A 17,501-nucleotide genomic window follows, 5' to 3' on the forward strand; every position below is an offset into this window, starting at 1 on the left:
CACCGCAGCGAGCTACGCTTTGTTTGATCACCTCGTCGGCAGTGGAAACCACCTTTCTTGGGCGGCACTTGGATGCCGAACCACGGGTACGATTGTTTCTTGCGGTTCGTCAGCGAATGGCACAGGTTTTCGCCAAGAAAGGAGCTCGCGCATGACCATGAACAGCACCGGTATCCCCGAAGGTTTCGAACCGCACTTCCGTAAGAGCCCTTTCACCGATCCTTGGGAACCGCTCTATTCGAAGCAGACGGACAAAGCCGTGATCATCGGATTACGGCTGGCCAAGCCGCACACCAATGCACGTGGCAACGTTCATGGCGGGCTGATCTCCGCGCTAGCTGACAACGCGATGGGCTATAGCTGCGCGCAGGCGATTGGCTGGGCATCGTCGCTGGCGACGATCACTCTTGTGGTCGACTTCACCGGCATCGCGCAGATCGGGCAATGGCTCACCGTGGACAGTGAGGTGATCAAAACCGGCAGAACGATCTGCTTCGCGCAAAGTCTAATCAAGGCCGACGACAGTGTAATCGCTCGGGCGAACGCCACGTTTCGCGCAGTGCCGAAGCATAAGGGTGACACTCATCCCCGTTAGCCGTTAATGCTCGCACCACACAACCGGCCTGAAAGAGCTTTCAGATCGATCTAGGTCCGCAACGGGTCAAAAGCAGCGGGGGACGCCAAGTAAGATCGGCGTCCGGTTTGCCCCCGACATCCGACATGACACGCGCTCAATCGACCTTCGGCTAAGGGCCACTTTCGGACTCATGCGCCGCAACAAAAAGCGCCTTCAATATCGCCCCTCGATCATCAATATCCGGGATATATTCGGGGGATACTGACCGCTTTGTGAGAGATGATCCAATGGAGCCCATCAGTGCAGATCTTTCCACGATACTAAACCGCATCCTTGATACGGCGGCAGATAATCTCAGGATTGCAAAGATTCTCGTTCAAATGGGGCTTGATCCCAACAACATCACCTACGACGCACTGTTTGATCGGCTGCTGGAAATTGTGTTGGCCAACATCACGCTCGCCAACATGTTTGCCTTGGTCGGCGCAATCTTCTTTGTCGCTACCTTGCTGATGCAGAGAATGGTGCCGCTGCGGGTCGCGAATATGGTCGGCTGTGCATTCTTCGCAACCTTTGGCGCGCTTTCCGGAAGCGTCGCCACCTTTCTGCTTTATCTGCTGTTGCTGCCGGTCAATGCCCTTCGTCTCCGTCAACTGCTCAGGCTCGTTAAGAAGGCACGTAACGCGACGCAAGGTGACATGTCGATGGAATGGCTCAAACCGTTCATGACCGAACGCAGATATCGCCATGGCGACCGATTATTTAGGAAGGGTGATGCGGCGGCCGAAATGTTTCTCACCGTCACCGGGAAGTTTCTCGTCAAAGAAATCGGCGTCGAGCTTCCCCCAGGGCGTCTCATGGGAGAACTTGGCTTCCTTGCGCCCGATAAGCGACGAACCGGAACGGTCGAGTGCATAGAAGACGGACAAGTCCTGACTATAACTTATGAAAGGTTGCTTGAAATCTACTTTCAAAGTAATCAGCAATTCGGCTACTACATCCTCCTCCTCACCAGTCAGCGTCTGCTGGAAAACAACCAGCGCCTCCAGGAAAACATCTCGCGGCTGGAAGCAACTCTCGCGCAGGAGAAAGCGGCGCGACAGACCCCAGCCGCGGATGGCACGGCTTAAAACTTGGCTCTTGATTGCTCCACTATTGGTGACAGAACTGTCGCGACGCGGTGCAGGTCTCGCGAGGCAACGACGTCCGCTCGGGGTCAAAAGCGGCCGTCGGGGCCGAGTGCTGCAAAGCGTCCGCTATCGGTCCAGAAGCTGACTAAAAAGCGGCGACTTGAATTGCCTCCCTGTCTTCAGTTGCAGACCGAGGACGGAGGACTGAGTTACTGAGCTTCGGCGATCTTCGGTCCGGATGACAGCATCTGCGCGTTGGCTGCCGAGGGCCGGTTCGACGGCGATGCCGGGTCCGGCGATCGGGAAGCGGCGTCGGGCGACGCTCCCTGCGATGGCCGACGGGCAGCGGTTGCCGGAAGCACGATCACTTTCGCTCCGACTTTCACCCGCTCATAGAGGTCCACGACGTCCTCGTTGGTCAGCCGGATACAGCCGGACGAAACCCGCTTCCCGATCGTATCGGGCTTGTTGGTGCCGTGAATTCGATACTCCGTCTCGCCCAGATACATCGCCCGGGCGCCGAGTGGGTTGCCGGGACCGCCGGCCATGAACCGCGGCAGATAAGGCTGACGCGAGACCATCTCCGCAGGCGGGTGCCAATCCGGCCATTCTGCTTTGCGAGCCACAGTCTGCTCACCGGACCATGCGAAACCTTCGCGGCCAACACCGATGCCGTAGCGCATCGCCTGCCTGTCGTTCAGAACGAAATAGAGGAATGTGTTTTGGGTATCGATGATCACAGTGCCCGGTGTCTGGTGGCTGGCGTAGTCAACCACCTGCCGGACAAGTGCGCCGGGACCGTCAGCGGCTTTTGGCGGTTCGACCAGAGGCGCTGGGGCCGAAATCGGAGCCGGAGCTGGCGCCGATGCATGAACCGGAGTTGCCACGTAAACCGGGGATGACGATGCCATGGCTTGGGGTGCGGACGGCTTCCCTATCGGTTGCACGCTCGCCGGGCGAGACAGCAAACCGTACCCCAACGCGGCGACGGCCACGACGCCAACTGCAACTCTCGCGGCCATCGGTAGTGCGAACGTCTTCGCCTTTCCACGTTTGGCCCGCTTGCTCATGTCTTTCCCCAGGTCACCATGCCCAAGAGAGGTACCCGGCAACATTTAAGAAACTTCGAAGCGATCCCGCTCAGACTGGAACCCGTTGACGGTGGTTAACGCGGGACTCTTGTGACGCGAAGCGGACACGCTCCGCTGTTTCGTTAACAACGGCTTCGGGTCACAAGCCGTCGCTGTTGGCCAAGCGGACCCTAGCGCGAAGCCCCGAGGCCGAGCTCCGCAAGGCGCGTCGCGAACCAGCGCGACAGCGGCTCATCGACGAGGCCGCCGACATAGACCTCCGACATCGTCACATGGTGCTTGTCCAGCACCAGTAGCACGCCGATCCAACAGGCGAACCAGACATGCGGATCGGTCAGCGCCCGCAGCTTGTGCTGGTCGTGCGTCACCGACGTGTGATTACTCGCCTTGCGGATCTCGACGCTAAGCAAATTGTTCGGGATCTCGCGCTGATGCACGACGACATCGGGATAGATCGACTTGTCCAGATGGTCGTCGGTCGAGACGATGGTGCCGTGCGGCAGATGCAGCGTGCGCTCGCCGAGCCGGTCGTAGTTGCAATCGACTGACCAGCCGGCGAACTGCTTCTCCAGATGCACGGCGAAGCGATGCGTGATCGCGCGCTCGCCGATGTCCTTTTCGAACAGGAATCCCTCGTGGGCGTAGAAGTCCCGGAGCGCCGCGATCACCTTGTTCAGCTCGGTCTGCATCGTGCCCCCCGGCCCTCGGCGCTCCGTATGATACGCCCTACATCTGAACTTCGATCAGCCGCGGCCCGGGCTCGGCGACGGCTTCGGCCAGTGCCTTGTTGAACTCGTCCGCGTTGGTGACGGCGCGGCCGGGCACGCCCATGCCCTTGGCCAGCGCCACGAAATCCAGCGTCGGACGGTCGAGCCGCAGCATATCGTTGGCGCGCTGGCCGGGCTCGCCGGCGCCGACATTGTCGAACTCGCCGCGCAGGATCTGGTAGATGCGGTTGGCGAACACGATGGTGACGATGTTGAGGTTCTCGCGCGCCTGGGTCCACAGCGACTGGATCGTGTACATCGCGCTGCCGTCGCCGACCATGGTGATCACCTTGCGGTCCGGGCAGGCGATCGCGGCGCCGATCGAGAGCGGCGTCGAGAAGCCGATCGAGCCGCCCATGTTCTGCAGCCAGTCGTGCGGCGCGGCGGCGGCCGTCGGCGGGAAGAAGGCGCGGCCGGTGGTCAGCGACTCATCGACCAGGATCGCATTCTCGGGGATCGCATAGGCGATCGACTGCGCGATCGACGCGTGGGTCAGCGCGCCGGTCGGCTTGACCAGCTCCTGCACTGCCTGCGGCTTGACGTCCTTGGCACCGGCCTTCACCGCGCCGGCGAGCGCTTCCAGCGCCGCGACCGAATTCTCGCCCCAGGAGGTCATGCGATGGACGTCGCAGCCTTCGGGCCTCAGCACGCTCGGCTTGTTCGGATAGGCGAAGAACGCCACGGGATCGTCGGACTCGACCAGCACGATATGGCGGAACTTCGCCAGCATCGGCAGCGCGTTCTCGATCACGTAGTGGATGCGATCGATCGAGAAGCGGCCGCGGCCGCGCGCCATCTTGGGACGGAAGGTCGGGCCCATCACGGTGCAGCCGGTCTTGGCCGCGATGCGCTCGGCCAGCGCGAGGCCCTGCTCGGAAAGCGCGCTGCCGGTCATCAGCAGCAGCGTGCCCTCGCCGTCGCCGTGCAGGATTTTTGCGGCCTGCTCGACCGCCTGCGGCGAATAGCTCGCGCGCTGCTGCTCGGCCGGGACCTCGGCGATGCCGTCGGCCTCGTTCCAGGCGGTGTCGGCGGGCAGGATCAGGGTCGCGATCTGCGGCGGCGCGCTTTTGGCGGCGGCAATCGCCGCGGCGCCGTCAGCGGCAACCGATTTGGAATCCGGCGAGGTGCGGACCCAGGACGACATCGGCCGGGCGAGGCCCTCGATGTCGGAGGTCAGCGGCGCGTTGTAGCCGATATGGTAGACCGCGTGCTGGCCGACGATGTTGACGATGCCGGAATTCGCCTTCTTGGCGTTGTGCAGATTGGCAAGGCCGTTGGCAAGGCCCGGGCCGAGATGCAGCAGGGTCGAGGCCGGGGTGCCCTTCATGCGGAAATAGCCGTCGGCAGCGCCCGTCACCACGCCTTCGAACAGGCCGAGCACGCAGCGCATGCCCGGCACGCGGTCGAGCGCTGCGACAAAATGCATCTCGGAGGTGCCCGGGTTGGTGAAGCAGACGTCGACCCCACCCTTGACCATCGTCCGCACCAGGCTTTCCGCACCGTTCATTCTTTTTGCTCCCACAACCGGCGATTTCGAGTGATCCATCTGACCAATCATTGTTCGCGGCATCCGTCAAAGCAATAGGGGGCATCGCGGCCCTGCCCCGCGCCGCGACGCGCTGGTTTGGCTAACGCTTTTTGGCAAACTGGCCCGGTTGCCGATTTGGTAACGCCATTCGTTAAGGTTGGCTTGTTCGGAAAGGACTTGCCTCACGGGGCCGTGGCTTGCGAAATGCCGGCAAATATGGCCTGTGGCCTTCGTTGAATCGATTTTTTTGCTGGGGGAAACAATGATCCGGTTTTTTGCCGCGCCGATTGCCGCCATTGCACTGCTGACGGCCACCGCCGGCGGTGCCTTTGCCGAAGAGTTCGACTCGCGCGACATCATGGGCGGCGGCCCGAACTTCTTCCGCGGCGGCTCGAGCCCGATCCCCCGCACCACCGTCAACTACTCCGGCAACTATGCCCCCGGCACGATCGTGGTGAACACCTCCGAGCGGCGGCTCTATCTGGTGCTCCAGAACGGCCAGGCGCTGCGCTACGGCATCGGCGTCGGCCGCGACGGCTTCCGCTGGGGCGGGGTGCACAGGATCACCGCCAAGAAGGAGTGGCCGGACTGGACGCCGCCGTCGCAGATGCTGGCCCGCCGGCCCGACCTGCCGCGCCACATGAAGGGCGGCATCGAGAACCCGCTCGGCGCGCGCGCGATGTATCTCGGCTCGACGCTGTACCGCATCCACGGCTCCAACGAGCCGGAGACGATCGGCCAGGCGGTCTCCTCGGGCTGCTTCCGCATGACCAACGACGACGTCAGCGACCTCTATAGCCGCGTCTCGGTCGGCACCACCGTGGTCGTGCTGAACAACTGAAGCGCAATTGCCTCCACGCACGTGGTGTGCTCCCTCTCCCGCTTGCGGGAGAGGGTTGGGGAGAGGGTCTCACCGCAACGGGACAATCCTCCAGAGGAGAGAGCCCTCACCCGCCGCTACGCGGCGACCTCTCCCGCAAGCGGGAGAGGTTGAGGGAGCCGCGGCTTCGGCTGAATCACACGAAGTCTGTCACGCTTTTGCTACAGATGATTGGCGGGAACCCGCAGGGCGCGTGAATTTGCGGTCTTGTGCGCGCGACGCGAATACGGCAGCGTCGGGTGACGATGAGCGCATTGAATCCGCCCTCGCTTTCCCTCCGCATCGCCCTCCTGGCGCTCGCAGCGCTCACCGGTGTGCCTGACACCGCTACCATGGCCGCCGCGGGCGAATTGCCCGCGATCGCCTCGCGCCAGCGCGCCGAGAAGAAGAGCTTTACCGACAGCGAGATCGTCGAGGGTTTTCTCAAGACGGCTTTCGGCGCCGAATACCACCTCGCCGGCCGCGTCGACCGCATCCGCAAGTTCGACGGGCCGGTGCGCGTGTTCGCCGAGAGCGACCGCGCCGATCGCAAGACCCAGCTCGCCAAGGTCGTCGCCGACATCGGCACGCGCGTGCAGCATCTCGACATCGCCATGGCCGGCAGCAGCGAGGCGGCGAACGTGCGGGTGAAGCTCGTGCGCGACCGCGATCTGTTCCGCACCATCTCGAGCTTCTACGGCGCGGAGAAGGCGCGCGAGATCCGCACCTCGCTCGATCCGCAATGCCTGTCCGGCTTCCGCAAGAACGACAATTTCGAGATCGAGCATTCCGACGTCATCCTCACCGTCGACAACGGCGACTTCACCTTCCTCGACTGCGCCTATGAGGAGCTGCTGCAGTCGCTCGGTCCGATCAACGACACCACGAGCGTGCCCTGGACCATGTTCAACGACAACGTCTCGATGGGCTATTTCGACGTCTACGACCAATACATCCTCAACCTGCTCTACGACCCCCGCATCAAGCCCGGCATGACCGTGCTGGAGGTCAAGGCGGTGCTGCCCGCCGTGCTCACCGACGTGCGCGCCTGGGTGAAGCGGGTGAACGATCTGAAGGAGTGAGGGATTCTTACCTCTCGCCGCCTCACACCTTCCTTGCCTTCGTCATCAGGAACTGCTGGCGCATCACGTTGTGGCCGGCGTCGAAATACTCCGAGATCAGCGCCTCGAACTCGGCACGGAAGCTCTTGAGCTTGTCCGGCTCGTCCTTGTACTGGGCGACGAGCTTGATCAAGGGCCCGATCGTCGATTCCATGGTGCGGCGGAAATGCTGCGGGCTGAGTGCCGACGGCGTCATCATGTCCATCTCGAAAGAGAGATCCTTCGCTTTCCCTGCGAGACGCTCGGCGACGATCTTCGGATCGCCCCACAACACCGGTGATGCCACGCCCTCGGGCGGCGGCAGATGGCGGCCGATCATCGCGAACATCCGTCCGACATACAGATGCGGCGGCCAGGTGGAGAACGCGATCGTGCCGCCAGGCTTCAGCACGCGCAGCATCTCGCCGATGGCAACGTCCGGGCGCGGCGCGAACATGTGGCCGAACTGGCTGAGCACCACGTCGAACTCGTTGTCGCCATAGGGCAGGCTTTCCGCGTCGCCGTCGACGAAGTCGACATCGAGGTTCACCAGTTGCGCATGCTCGCGGGCGCGCTCGATCAGAACCGGCGACAGGTCGAGACCCCTCACCTTTGCCCCGCGACGCGCCGCCGTGATCGCGACGACGCCGGTGCCGCATCCGACGTCGAGCAGCCTTTGACCGGCGGCAACGCCGGCAAAACCGACGAGCTTGGCGGCGGTCGGTGTCGTGAAAACCTCCATCGGCGTGAACAGCGACCAGGCTTCCTTCTGGACAGCCTTGAAACTTGCAAACGGATCCTGCGCGGTCATGGAACTCTCCCATCGCTCGAGGTCGATCTCCATGAGGCGGGCGACGGACGCGGAAGGTTCAACGCGGGCTGATGGTCGCAACGGCACTGCGTTCCGGCTGGCGGACCGCCTCACCTCGCATCGGCATACACCGTGGCGCGCGACACGCCGAGATGGGCGGCGATGATGTCGGAGGCGCGGCGCACCTGCATGCCGCCGGCATCGCGCAATTCGCGCAGCAGGGTGCGGCGGTCTTCCGTGGAAAGCGCGCGGGGCGTGGTGGCGCGGCGCGCGGCGAACCGGTCGATATGGGCGCGGATGGCGTCAGCGCCGACGGGGTTGAGGGATTCGCGCGGATTGTTTTGCGCATCGACGCTGACGAACTGGCCGATCGCGCTCTGCAAACCCTGGAACAGCGTCAGGTCGACGTTGAGGCAGAGGGCGGCGACGTATGAACCGTCCGCGCCCTTGATGCCGATCGAGGTGCTCTTGGCCTGCCGTCCGTCGGCGAAGCTGTTGGCGTAGTTCGAGATCACCTGCGCGTAGTTGGGATCGGCGATGCGGGCGAGGCCAAGCTCGGTCGCGCCCTGGCCGACCTTGCGGCCCGACAGGTTGTTGTGAATGGCGACGATCGCGTTCGTGGGATCGGTGAGATCGTGCAGCACGACCTCGCAGAACGGCGCAAAGGTCTCCCCCAGCCCCTGCGCAATCTGCTGCAGCTGGTCGAACAGCAGCTTTCGTTCGGCCGTGGCCCTGCCCGATGCGGCGGACGCGGATTTGCTGCGGCTCATCGCCCGGCCCTACTGCACGAGATCGGCGACGATTGTGGCGGCCTTCAGCCCCGTGCCGGTGAGCACCGCGACCGTGGTCTCGTTCGCCTTGATGGCGCCAGCGGCGGAGAGCTTGTCCAGCGCGGCGGCTGCGCTGGCACTGGTCGGCTCGGCGAACAGGCCTTGCCGTGCAAGTCGTCGCAGGGCGGCGACGATCTCGTCCTCGGCGAGCGCAACGGTGCCGCCGCCGCTCTCGCGCAAGGCGGCGATGATCTCGCGCAGACGCAGGGGATTCTTGATCGCGGTGCCCTCGGCGATGGTCTTGCTTACCTCGCGCGCGACCGGCGTATCGACGCCGGCCTTGAAGCTCGCATCGATCGGCGAGCAGTTCTGCGGCTGTGCCGCGAACAGGCGCGGCAGCTTCGCGATCTGGCCGGCCTTCAGCAGCTCGCGGAAGCCGAAGGCGCAACCGAGCAGGCTGCTGCCGGCGCCGACGGGGACGATGACGTTGTCGGGGGCGCGGAAGCCGAGGTCTTCCCAGATTTCATAGGCGAGCGATTTGGTGCCTTCGAGAAAGAACGGCTGCCAGTTGTGGCTGGCGTAAAAAGTCTGGCTCGACTGGCGGATCGCCTCGGCCTCCGACTCCTCGCGTGGCCCTTCGACGAGTTGCACCGCCGCGCCGTAAGCGCGCACCTGCGCGATCTTGGCCGGCGACGTCGAGGCCGGCGCCAGGATCTTCACGCGCATGCCGCCGGCGGCACCTAACCCCGCCATCGACGAGCCTCCATTGCCGGAAGAGTCCTCCAGAATGGCGTCGACGCCGATCTGCCGCAGGAAGGACAGCATCACCGCCGAGCCGCGGTCCTTGAAGCTGCCGGTCGGGTTGAACCATTCGAGCTTGAACAGCGGGCGCAGGTCGCCCCACCGCTGCTGCACCAGTGGCGTGCAGCCCTCGCCGAGCGTGATCGGATTCTTGATCTCGACCGGCAGCGCGGCCCGGTAGCGCCACAGCGACCGTGTGCGCGGCTCAACCTCCTCGCGCGAGATCCCGGCCCCCGGTGTCACCAGCAGCGGCGTGCGCTGGTCCGAGCACCAGCGCGGCTGGTCGAGCGGATAGAGCTTTCCGGTGCGGGGGTCGATGTAGCTGGCGGCGGGCATGGCAGGCTCCATGGCAGAGACGATCCATACGCTTTGTCTGATTATATACGTTCTGTCCAGTCGCGGCGCAATCGCCACAACACCTCTTGAAAACAGGAAAACTAAAACTATTTCAAATCCTTAGATCTACCGCACGGATCGAACGGCAGGGTTCGACCGGAGCGAGGGCGCGGAATTGACGCGGACCGGGCTGGTTCGCCGACGATGGAATTTGGCGATGAGCGCCTGCCGGGCGCATCAGCATTAACTTGTCTGTCGCGCTCGGTCGCTACAATATGTTGGATTGTGCTTGCGCCGCCGGTGCTCCGCATCGGCAACGCAAAGTGAGCCAGGCCCGTCCGAGCGGCGGGCCGTTGGCTTTTTGGGAGCCTGGACATGAGCCGCGCGAACCGTACCGATCACATCCGCCTGACCTCCCATCCGGAGCCGGGCAGGAAGGCCGCTTTTCCGATCCATTGGGGCGCAGCCGATGCGCGCACCCGCGGGCCGATCATCGGCACGGTGTCGCGCGCTGGGGATCGCAACGTGATCGGCAGCCATGGCGGCTCCTATGCGATGTACCGCGCGCTCGCCGTCTCCGCCGGGGCGCTCGATCCCATCAGGCGTCCCGACCTCACCAACACGTTTCCGGCAGCCACCATCGGGCCGTTTCCGCAATGGAACGATCCCGCCAAGATCGTCGCGCTCGACCCCTGGGGGCATCTCGTCGCCGAGAATTTTGGCAAGGAGATCGCCGAGGGCTCCGACATCCGGCCGAGCATTGCGGTGACGCGCGCCCGGCTCGACCTGCCCGAGATCCGCGAGGCGCTGGCCGCAAAACGGCTGCGCGCCGACGGCGAGGTCGTGCACGCCAGTGGCAGCGTCTCGGTGGTGAAGATCGCGATCGATCCGGTCTGGTATCTGCCGGGCCTCGCCGCGCGCTTCGGCACCGGCGAGACCGAGCTGCGCCGCACGCTGTTCGAGCAGACCGCCGGCATGTTCCCGGAGCTGGTGACGCGGCCGGACATGAAGGTGTTCCTGCCGCCGATCGGCGGCACCACAGTCTACATGTTCGGCGACGTCAGCAAGCTGCCCGACCATCGCACCAAGATCACCTGCCGCGTGCATGACGAGTGCAACGGCTCCGACGTGTTCGGCTCCGACATCTGCACCTGCCGGCCCTATCTCATCCACGGCATCGAGGAATCCGCGCGCGGCGCGCAGGAGGGCGGGCTCGGGCTCGTCGTCTACAATCGCAAGGAAGGCCGCGCGCTCGGCGAGGTCACGAAATTCCTGGTCTACAACGCCCGCAAGCGCCAGGAGGACGGCGATGCCGCCGCCGCCTATTTCGAGCGGACCGAATGCGTCGCCGGCGTGCAGGACGCGCGCTTCCAGCAATTGATGCCGGATACCATCCACTGGCTGGGGCTGAAGCGCATCGACCGCTTCCTGTCGATGAGCGACATGAAGCACGACGCGCTGACCTCGCAGGGCATCGACATTGTCGAGCGCGTGCCGATCCCGCCGGAGCTGATTCCAGCCGACGCCTATGTCGAGATCGCGGCCAAGAAGGCTGCCGGCTACTACTCGACCGACATCGCGCCAGAGAAGGACGTCAACGGCGTGGTCGGGCGTTCGCTGGAAAAATACTGATCGATTGATGGCGGACACCAGAGAACAACAGGCCCGCTCGCTGCTCACCGCAACAGCGGTTCGCGCGCGCGCCGGGCAGATGCTCGAGCTTGGCCTCAAGGGCGGGCTCAGCCACTTCACGATCGATCTCGACCGCATGGACGGCGTTGCGGACGCGGTGCTCGCGGTCACGCGAAAAGCCTATCCGACGCTGGACGTCCCCTTCCACGCCCGCTGGCGGCATTTTGTGCTCGGCGGCGGCGATCGCTGGGCGCGCCTTGCCGACGCCGCGTCGTGGCCGGACCGCGCCGCGCGGGCGCGCGCGGAGTTCGACCTTGCCATCGTCAGCGTGCTGCTCGATGCCGGCGCCGGCGCTGCCTGGCGCTATCGTGACGCGGTGACGGGCGAAAGCATCGGCCGGTCCGAGGGGCTTGCGATCGCGAGCCTCGACATGTTCGCAAGCGGGCTCTTCTCCAGCGATGCCCGCGCGCCGTTCAGGGCCGACGCCGACGTGCTCGCAAAACTGCCGCTTGCCGCCCTCACCTCTGCGTTTCAGGTCAGCGACGCCAATCCGCTGCTCGGCCTCGACGGACGCACGGATCTGCTGCGGCGTCTGGGCAAGCAGGTGGCGGACCGCGCCGAGGTTTTCGGCCTGCACGATACGCCGCGGCCCGGCGGCCTGTTCGACCATATCGCGGCGCAGGCTGTGGGCGGCGCCATCGCCGCGCCGGCGATCCTGTCCGCGGTGCTGAACCAGCTCGGGCCGATCTGGCCGTCGCGGCTCGAGCTTGCCGGGATTCCGCTCGGCGATTGCTGGCGCCATCCGGCGATCAAGGCGGATGATGCGACCACGGGCCTCGTGCCGCTGCACAAGCTGTCGCAATGGCTGAGCTATTCGCTGATCGAGCCGCTCCAGCGCGCCGGCTTCGCGGTCACCGATATCGACGGCCTGACCGGACTTGCGGAATACCGCAATGGCGGCCTGTTCGTCGATCACGCGGTGCTGCGCCTGCGCGATGCCGCTGATGCAGACCGCGCGCATGCGGTGGATTCCCTGCTCGTCGTGGAGTGGCGCGCGCTGACCGTCGCGTTGCTGGATCGTCTTGCCGAACTGGTTCGCACCAAGCTCGGCCGCACGCCTGAGACCTTGCCGCTCGCCAGCATCCTGGAAGGCGGCACCTGGGCCGCGGGCCGCGCCATCGCCTTCGCACGCCGCCCCGACGGTTCGCCGCCGCTCAAGGTGATCAGCGACGGCACGGTTTTCTGACCCTCTCCCCCTGTGGGAGAGGGTGGCTTCGCGAGAGCGAAGCCGGGTGAGGGGTATGTCTCTGCGGGCACATCTCTCGCCGGAGTTTGCTGAAACAGACCCCTCATCCGGCGCTTCGCGCCACCTTCTCCCACAAGGGGAGAAGGCAGAAGCGCCGGCTCGTTGCATTTCAATCAACGCGCATTTCGTTAGGAGCGTTACATGGAAGGCGTCACGATCGTCGATCATCCGCTGGTGCAGCACAAGCTGACGCTGGTGCGGGACAAATCCATCTCGACCAAGTCGTTTCGCGAGCTGATCAAGGAGATCGGCATGCTCCTGTGCTACGAGGTGACGCGCGACCTGCCGCTCGCCGATACCGTCATCGAGACGCCGCTGGCGACGATGCACTCGGCCAAGATCGCCGGCAAGAAGCTGGTGTTCGTACCGATGCTGCGCGCCGGCACCACCTTCGTCGACGGCATGATGGACCTGGTGCCGACCGCCCGCGTCGCGCATATCGGACTCTACCGCGAGCCGCACAGCTTTGCCGCGGTCGAATATTTCTTCAAATCGCCGTCCGATCTCGGCGAGCGGCTTGCGATCGTGGTGACACCGGTGGTCGCCACCGCCAACACGGCCGTGGCCGCCATCGACCGGCTCAAGGAGCGCGGCGCCAAGGACATTCGCCTCGCCTGCCTGATCGCGGCGCCGGAAGGGTTGGAGCGGCTGCGCGGATTGCATCCGGACGTGCCGATCTGGACGGCCGCGGTGGACGAAGGTCTCGACGAGAACGGCTTTATCCTGCCCGGCCTTGGCGATGCCGGCGACCGCGCCTACGGGACGAGATAAGAGCGAAGCCTAATTTAGATCTTCCCGCTGCCGCAAATGCCCTTCAGCGCCCGCCACTCCGCGTCCGTCAGTAGCGGCGGGCCGCTGACGGGACGATCTTCCCTGGTCATGCGGGCGAGACGGTCCTCGGTCAGCGGGTGGCTCGACAGGATCGTGAAGCCGCTGCCGCCTTCCTTGCCGGTGATGCGGAACATCAGCTCGGCCGAGGGCTTCGGCGAGCGGCCGAGCGCGTGCATGATGTCGATGGCGAAGGTGTCGGCGCCGGTCTCGGCCTCGCGCGAATAGGAGGCCTCGACCACGCTGCGCGAGGCGAAGATCACGGCGGATGAGCCGGTGACGTCGCCGAACAGCAGGCCGATCAGGAACGAGGTGCCGCCGTTGTAGATCAGGCCGCGCATGTTGTCGTGATGCTTGAGATGGCCGAGCTCGTGGGCGAGGATGCCGGCAAGCTCGTCGGGGCTTTCGGCCCTGTCGAGCAGGCCCTGCAGCAAGAACACCTTGCCGCCGGGCAGCGCGAACGCGTTCGGCACCGGGGTCGGCAGCACGCCCGCGGTCATGGAATCGTCATCGAGGCCGGCGGCATCGCGCAAGCGGTTGACCAGTTTTGTGAACGCGGCCTTGCCCGCGGGGTCTTCGCACGTGCGGCCGCCGAAGATGGTCTTCACCTGGACCTCGGACGCATCGCCAATGCGGCGCTCGATCGGCTTCGGCACCAGCGGCGCGAGGCGATCGGCAGCGAGCGGCACGCCGAACAGCACGACACAGACGATCGAGACGGCGGCGGCCACCGACCAGCCGACGATTTTCGCGATACCGCGGCGCGTGGTCTGGTGCTCGTCGAGACGCATGCAGCGGACGCTCACGTCTGCCGCGAGTGCAGTATCGCGAATCTCCAGCCGTGCCAGCGGCGGCGCGGACGTCGAGGCCAGACGCAGGACACCGGCCGGACTGTCGGCACGCCGAATGTCGGCATAGGCCCAGCGAACGGGCGTCGCGCCCTCTTCAACGATCTCGAGCGCATCACCGAGCGTCAGCGTCACCTGCCGCCTGCGGCTCGACACGCCGTCGAAGTAGATCGTCGGCTTTGCGGACTGCGCCGGAGCCTCGGTGGACAACTCACTCACAGATCAGAATCCCGCGACATCGAGCCCATCGGCAAAGCCTTCGCCGAGCGCGCTGGCGAGCTCGCCGCTGCCGCGCACATCCGCCGCGGCTCCGATGTTATGCACCTCGACGGTCTCCAGCACCTTGGCCCAGAGATCGCGCTGAAGATAGACCCGCATGATGATGTTGATCGCAAGCGCCAGGGCGAAATAGCCGATGACCATCATCGCCAGCATCGGAATGCTCTTGGCGGTATTGTCGGGGCCGAACACCTGCTCGACCGGAAGGCCGCTCAGCTTGACGACGAGCATGGTGGCACCGCCGAGATAGGCGGCGAAAATGATCGAGAGCAGCATCCACCAGCCGATCACCTTCCAGTACAGGCCGTAGAATGCGTTATGCGGCAGCTCCGAGGACAGGCTGACGCCGCCGATGCGGATGCCGTCCAGCCACCAGCGCCATTCGCGCGCCTTGAACTCGGCATAGAAGAACGGGGCGAGCGGGAAGATGACCAGCGCGATCGGGCTGAGCAGCCAGAGCCACCAGCCGCGCTTGAAGAACGTCCAGCCATCGCCTTCGAAATCGCCGGAGAGATCACCGTAATGGGTGTGCTGCATCTTGTAGCGTTCGAGCGAAGCCTCGCGCCAGGGCAGCGCCAGGCCGAGCGTCAGGAACACCAGCAGGCCCCACAGCATGGCCCGGAACGAATAGGCCCAGCCCGAGCCGTCCATCCAGAACCGTACGCCGCGCCAGACCGTGCGGGTCAGGCGATAGCGCCGCGCGCGAAAAATCGCGAACTGGCCGAAGGCATAAAAGCTGATGAAGAGCGGCGTCGAGGCAAAGCCCTGCCAGCGCTCGAACTCGATACCGATGAGGAAATAGGCGAGATAGATCGGCACGAGGATCGCCAGCGCGAACAGAAAGCCGATCAACAGCTCCTTGCCCCGGCCGGTATATTCGGCGGCGTCGCCGTCGATCGACGTGTTCGACCACAAGTGACGGCGGATGTCGGTGACGAGCCAGAACCGGTAGAAGCCGAAAGTGACCAGCTCCAGCATGGCACCCTTGGTGACCATTTTGCGGAACACAGAGCGGTCTCCGGCGAAGTCGACGCGCGTGGGCGGCAGTGGCGGCGGGACGGGCTCGGAGCCGATAGGGGCCCATTGCATGTCGTTCACGGCGGCAACCTCGGGATGTTGGCCTGTTGCGGTCAAACTATAGATCAGAGATTGGTCGATCCCCAAGACGGGCGGGTTCGATTTACCCCGATTCAAGTCGGTTTCTGGCACGTTTCCCGGTCTGCCGGCGTGCGGGGGATCACGTTGACACATCTACGTGACAGGCCCCGGATGCTCACGCAAAGGTTGGATGTGGCAAAACTCGCCCTTGCCCCGACGCAGACAACCGGCTGTAATTGCAAATCAAATACCGCAGCGCAGAATTCAACGAGAACGCGCGGTTCACGTCAGGGAGAGCGGTCATGCACGGGACCATCGAAAGCACGGCAAAGCTCGATGCATTGCGCGAGCGCGCCACGTCACTGCCGCTGGAGCAATTCGATCCCGGCGATCCTGAATTGTTCAGGACCGATACGTTCTGGCCCTATTTCGATCGCCTGCGCCGTGAAGACCCCGTGCACTACTGCAAGGACTCGATGTTCGGGCCGTACTGGTCGGTGACGCGCTACAACGACATCATGGAGATCGAGACCAACCATTCGGTGTTCTCCTTGGCCTCCGCGCTCGGCGGCATCACCATCCGCGACATCGATCCCGACCTGCGCCGCGAAAGCTTCATCTCGATGGACCCGCCGCGCCATGCGGCACAGCGCAAGACCGTGGCGCCGATGTTCACGCCGACGCATCTGGACAATCTCGCGCTCAACATCCGCGCCCGCTCGGCCGAGTGCCTCGACAATCTGCCGCGCGGCGAGGTGTTCGACTGGGTCGACCGCGTCTCGATCGAGCTCACCACGCAGATGCTGGCGGTGCTGTTCGACTTCCCCTGGGAGGACCGCCGCAAGCTGACGCGCTGGTCGGATATCGCCACCACCATTCCCGGCCCCGACGGCCTCGTCGCCACCGAAGACGAGCGGCAGGCCGAGCTGACCGAATGCGCCGGCTATTTCGCGCGCCTGTGGAAGGAACGCATCGAGCAGCCGCCGAAGAGCGATCTGCTCTCCATGATGGCGCATGGCGCGGCGACGCGCGACATGGACGCGAAGAACTTCCTCGGCAATCTCGTCCTTTTGATCGTCGGCGGCAACGACACCACCCGCAACACCATGTCGGGCTCGATCTACGCGCTGAGCCAGCATCCGGAGCAATATCGCAAGCTGCGCGAGAATCCGGCGCTACTCGACAGCTTCGTGCCGGAAGTGATCCGCTGGCAGACGCCGCTGGCGCATATGCGCCGCACCGCACTCTCCGACTTCGAGTTCCGCGGCAAGCAGATCAAGAAAGGTGATAAGGTCGTGATGTGGTACGTCTCGGGCAACCGCGACGAGGAGGCGATCGAGAAGCCCTACGATTTCATCATCGACCGCGCCCGCCCGCGCACGCATCTGTCCTTCGGCTTCGGCATCCACCGCTGCGTCGGCTTGCGGCTTGCCGAACTCCAGCTCAAGATTATCTGGGAAGAGATCCTCAAGCGCTTCGATCATATCGACGTGGTCGGCGAACCCAAGCGGGTCTATTCGAGTTTCGTAAAGGGACTTGAAACCTTGCCGGTGAAGATTGCGGCGTAGATTCGCAGTATGATGAGCGTGAACGACATCCACAAGGAAGCTGCGCCCCCTCTCCCGCTTGCGGGGGAGGGCTGGGGTGGGGGTGTTTCCGCGGGCGAGAGCCCCCAAGAGGAAAGAGCCCTCACCCGGCGCTACGCCATAGCCGAGGCTGCGCCTCGGCGTTCTAAGTGGA

General features: G+C 64.5%; 16 protein-coding genes. 8 read left to right on the forward strand and 8 right to left on the reverse strand.

Annotated elements, in window-relative coordinates; translation table 11 throughout:
- Positions 1-157 precede the first annotated feature (157 nt).
- Complete coding sequence (locus ACE10W_RS33725; protein WP_028172960.1) at positions 158-595, forward strand: PaaI family thioesterase; 438 nt, start codon at positions 158-160, stop codon at positions 593-595.
- 269 nt (positions 596-864) lie between these two features.
- On the forward strand, positions 865-1,707 hold the full coding sequence (locus ACE10W_RS33730; protein WP_097532518.1) for a Crp/Fnr family transcriptional regulator: 843 nt from the start codon (positions 865-867) through the stop codon (positions 1,705-1,707).
- A gap of 209 nt (positions 1,708-1,916) precedes the next feature.
- Here the strand turns inward: ACE10W_RS33730 and ACE10W_RS33735 are convergent, their stop codons facing one another.
- The 3 genes from ACE10W_RS33735 to ACE10W_RS33745 form a co-directional block, all read right to left on the reverse strand.
- The gene (locus tag ACE10W_RS33735) at positions 1,917-2,777 is read right to left on the reverse strand and encodes a L,D-transpeptidase (protein WP_304548275.1); all 861 of its coding nucleotides are present in this window, start codon (positions 2,775-2,777) and stop codon (positions 1,917-1,919) included.
- Positions 2,778-2,968: 191 nt separating this feature from the next.
- Positions 2,969-3,487, reverse strand: coding sequence for a hypothetical protein (locus tag ACE10W_RS33740; protein WP_011089965.1), 519 nt, complete (start codon positions 3,485-3,487; stop codon positions 2,969-2,971).
- 37 nt (positions 3,488-3,524) lie between these two features.
- Positions 3,525-5,072, reverse strand: coding sequence for an acetolactate synthase large subunit (locus ACE10W_RS33745; RefSeq protein WP_304548276.1), 1,548 nt, complete (start codon positions 5,070-5,072; stop codon positions 3,525-3,527).
- 283 nt (positions 5,073-5,355) lie between these two features.
- Here ACE10W_RS33745 and ACE10W_RS33750 point away from each other — a divergent pair, with 283 nt between their 5' ends.
- Positions 5,356-5,934, forward strand: coding sequence for a L,D-transpeptidase (locus tag ACE10W_RS33750; protein WP_028172955.1), 579 nt, complete (start codon positions 5,356-5,358; stop codon positions 5,932-5,934).
- 284 nt (positions 5,935-6,218) lie between these two features.
- On the forward strand, positions 6,219-7,034 hold the full coding sequence (locus ACE10W_RS33755) for a DUF2927 domain-containing protein (protein ID WP_304548277.1): 816 nt from the start codon (positions 6,219-6,221) through the stop codon (positions 7,032-7,034).
- A gap of 22 nt (positions 7,035-7,056) precedes the next feature.
- Here the strand turns inward: ACE10W_RS33755 and ACE10W_RS33760 are convergent, their stop codons facing one another.
- The 3 genes from ACE10W_RS33760 to ACE10W_RS33770 all read right to left on the reverse strand — a co-directional run bounded on the left by ACE10W_RS33760 (position 7,057) and on the right by ACE10W_RS33770 (position 9,770).
- Positions 7,057-7,863, reverse strand: a complete 807-nt coding sequence (locus ACE10W_RS33760) for a class I SAM-dependent methyltransferase (RefSeq protein ID WP_028172953.1) — start codon at positions 7,861-7,863, stop codon at positions 7,057-7,059.
- 110 nt (positions 7,864-7,973) lie between these two features.
- Positions 7,974-8,633: a transcriptional regulator gene (locus tag ACE10W_RS33765; RefSeq protein WP_304548278.1), complete on the reverse strand. Its 660-nt coding sequence runs from the start codon at positions 8,631-8,633 to the stop codon at positions 7,974-7,976.
- A 9-nt stretch (positions 8,634-8,642) separates the two neighbouring features.
- Positions 8,643-9,770: a threonine synthase gene (locus tag ACE10W_RS33770; RefSeq protein WP_304548279.1), complete on the reverse strand. Its 1,128-nt coding sequence runs from the start codon at positions 9,768-9,770 to the stop codon at positions 8,643-8,645.
- Positions 9,771-10,145: 375 nt separating this feature from the next.
- Here ACE10W_RS33770 and ACE10W_RS33775 point away from each other — a divergent pair, with 375 nt between their 5' ends.
- From ACE10W_RS33775 to upp, 3 genes are all read left to right on the forward strand, one after another.
- On the forward strand, positions 10,146-11,402 hold the full coding sequence (locus tag ACE10W_RS33775; protein WP_304548280.1) for a GTP cyclohydrolase II: 1,257 nt from the start codon (positions 10,146-10,148) through the stop codon (positions 11,400-11,402).
- A gap of 7 nt (positions 11,403-11,409) precedes the next feature.
- Positions 11,410-12,648, forward strand: a complete 1,239-nt coding sequence (locus tag ACE10W_RS33780; protein ID WP_304548281.1) for a URC4/urg3 family protein — start codon at positions 11,410-11,412, stop codon at positions 12,646-12,648.
- A 201-nt stretch (positions 12,649-12,849) separates the two neighbouring features.
- A complete protein-coding gene (gene upp, locus ACE10W_RS33785; RefSeq protein WP_011089974.1) occupies positions 12,850-13,479 on the forward strand; it encodes a uracil phosphoribosyltransferase in 630 nt (209 codons plus the stop codon).
- Positions 13,480-13,493: 14 nt separating this feature from the next.
- Here the strand turns inward: upp and ACE10W_RS33790 are convergent, their stop codons facing one another.
- Entirely contained in the window at positions 13,494-14,603 is a 1,110-nt protein-coding gene (locus tag ACE10W_RS33790; protein WP_304548282.1) for a M48 family metallopeptidase, read from the reverse strand.
- Between the two features lie 3 nt (positions 14,604-14,606).
- The gene (locus tag ACE10W_RS33795; RefSeq protein ID WP_038965475.1) at positions 14,607-15,761 is read right to left on the reverse strand and encodes a YjgN family protein; all 1,155 of its coding nucleotides are present in this window, start codon (positions 15,759-15,761) and stop codon (positions 14,607-14,609) included.
- A 302-nt stretch (positions 15,762-16,063) separates the two neighbouring features.
- On the opposite strand from ACE10W_RS33795, the gene ACE10W_RS33800 reads away from it, so the two are divergent.
- Positions 16,064-17,329, forward strand: a complete 1,266-nt coding sequence (locus ACE10W_RS33800) for a cytochrome P450 (protein WP_304548283.1) — start codon at positions 16,064-16,066, stop codon at positions 17,327-17,329.
- Positions 17,330-17,501 lie beyond the last annotated feature (172 nt).

This window comes from Bradyrhizobium sp. B025 (assembly GCF_042257955.1).
In the GTDB taxonomy this organism is placed as follows: domain Bacteria; phylum Pseudomonadota; class Alphaproteobacteria; order Rhizobiales; family Xanthobacteraceae; genus Bradyrhizobium; species Bradyrhizobium diazoefficiens.

Excerpts from the sequence above, each read along its gene's own strand:
- upp (WP_011089974.1), top strand. The coding sequence starts at position 12,850 with ATGGAAGGCGTCACGATCGTCGATCATCCGCTGGTGCAGCACAAGCTG.
- ACE10W_RS33735 (WP_304548275.1), bottom strand. The coding sequence starts at position 2,777 with ATGAGCAAGCGGGCCAAACGTGGAAAGGCGAAGACGTTCGCACTACCG.
- ACE10W_RS33750 (WP_028172955.1), top strand. The coding sequence starts at position 5,356 with ATGATCCGGTTTTTTGCCGCGCCGATTGCCGCCATTGCACTGCTGACG.
- ACE10W_RS33760 (WP_028172953.1), bottom strand. The coding sequence starts at position 7,863 with ATGACCGCGCAGGATCCGTTTGCAAGTTTCAAGGCTGTCCAGAAGGAA.
- ACE10W_RS33800 (WP_304548283.1), top strand. The coding sequence starts at position 16,064 with ATGCACGGGACCATCGAAAGCACGGCAAAGCTCGATGCATTGCGCGAG.
- ACE10W_RS33770 (WP_304548279.1), bottom strand. The coding sequence starts at position 9,770 with ATGCCCGCCGCCAGCTACATCGACCCCCGCACCGGAAAGCTCTATCCG.
- ACE10W_RS33725 (WP_028172960.1), top strand. The coding sequence starts at position 158 with ATGAACAGCACCGGTATCCCCGAAGGTTTCGAACCGCACTTCCGTAAG.
- ACE10W_RS33745 (WP_304548276.1), bottom strand. The coding sequence starts at position 5,072 with ATGAACGGTGCGGAAAGCCTGGTGCGGACGATGGTCAAGGGTGGGGTC.
- ACE10W_RS33765 (WP_304548278.1), bottom strand. The coding sequence starts at position 8,633 with ATGAGCCGCAGCAAATCCGCGTCCGCCGCATCGGGCAGGGCCACGGCC.
- ACE10W_RS33775 (WP_304548280.1), top strand. The coding sequence starts at position 10,146 with ATGAGCCGCGCGAACCGTACCGATCACATCCGCCTGACCTCCCATCCG.
- ACE10W_RS33755 (WP_304548277.1), top strand. The coding sequence starts at position 6,219 with ATGAGCGCATTGAATCCGCCCTCGCTTTCCCTCCGCATCGCCCTCCTG.
- ACE10W_RS33740 (WP_011089965.1), bottom strand. The coding sequence starts at position 3,487 with ATGCAGACCGAGCTGAACAAGGTGATCGCGGCGCTCCGGGACTTCTAC.
- ACE10W_RS33780 (WP_304548281.1), top strand. The coding sequence starts at position 11,410 with ATGGCGGACACCAGAGAACAACAGGCCCGCTCGCTGCTCACCGCAACA.
- ACE10W_RS33730 (WP_097532518.1), top strand. The coding sequence starts at position 865 with ATGGAGCCCATCAGTGCAGATCTTTCCACGATACTAAACCGCATCCTT.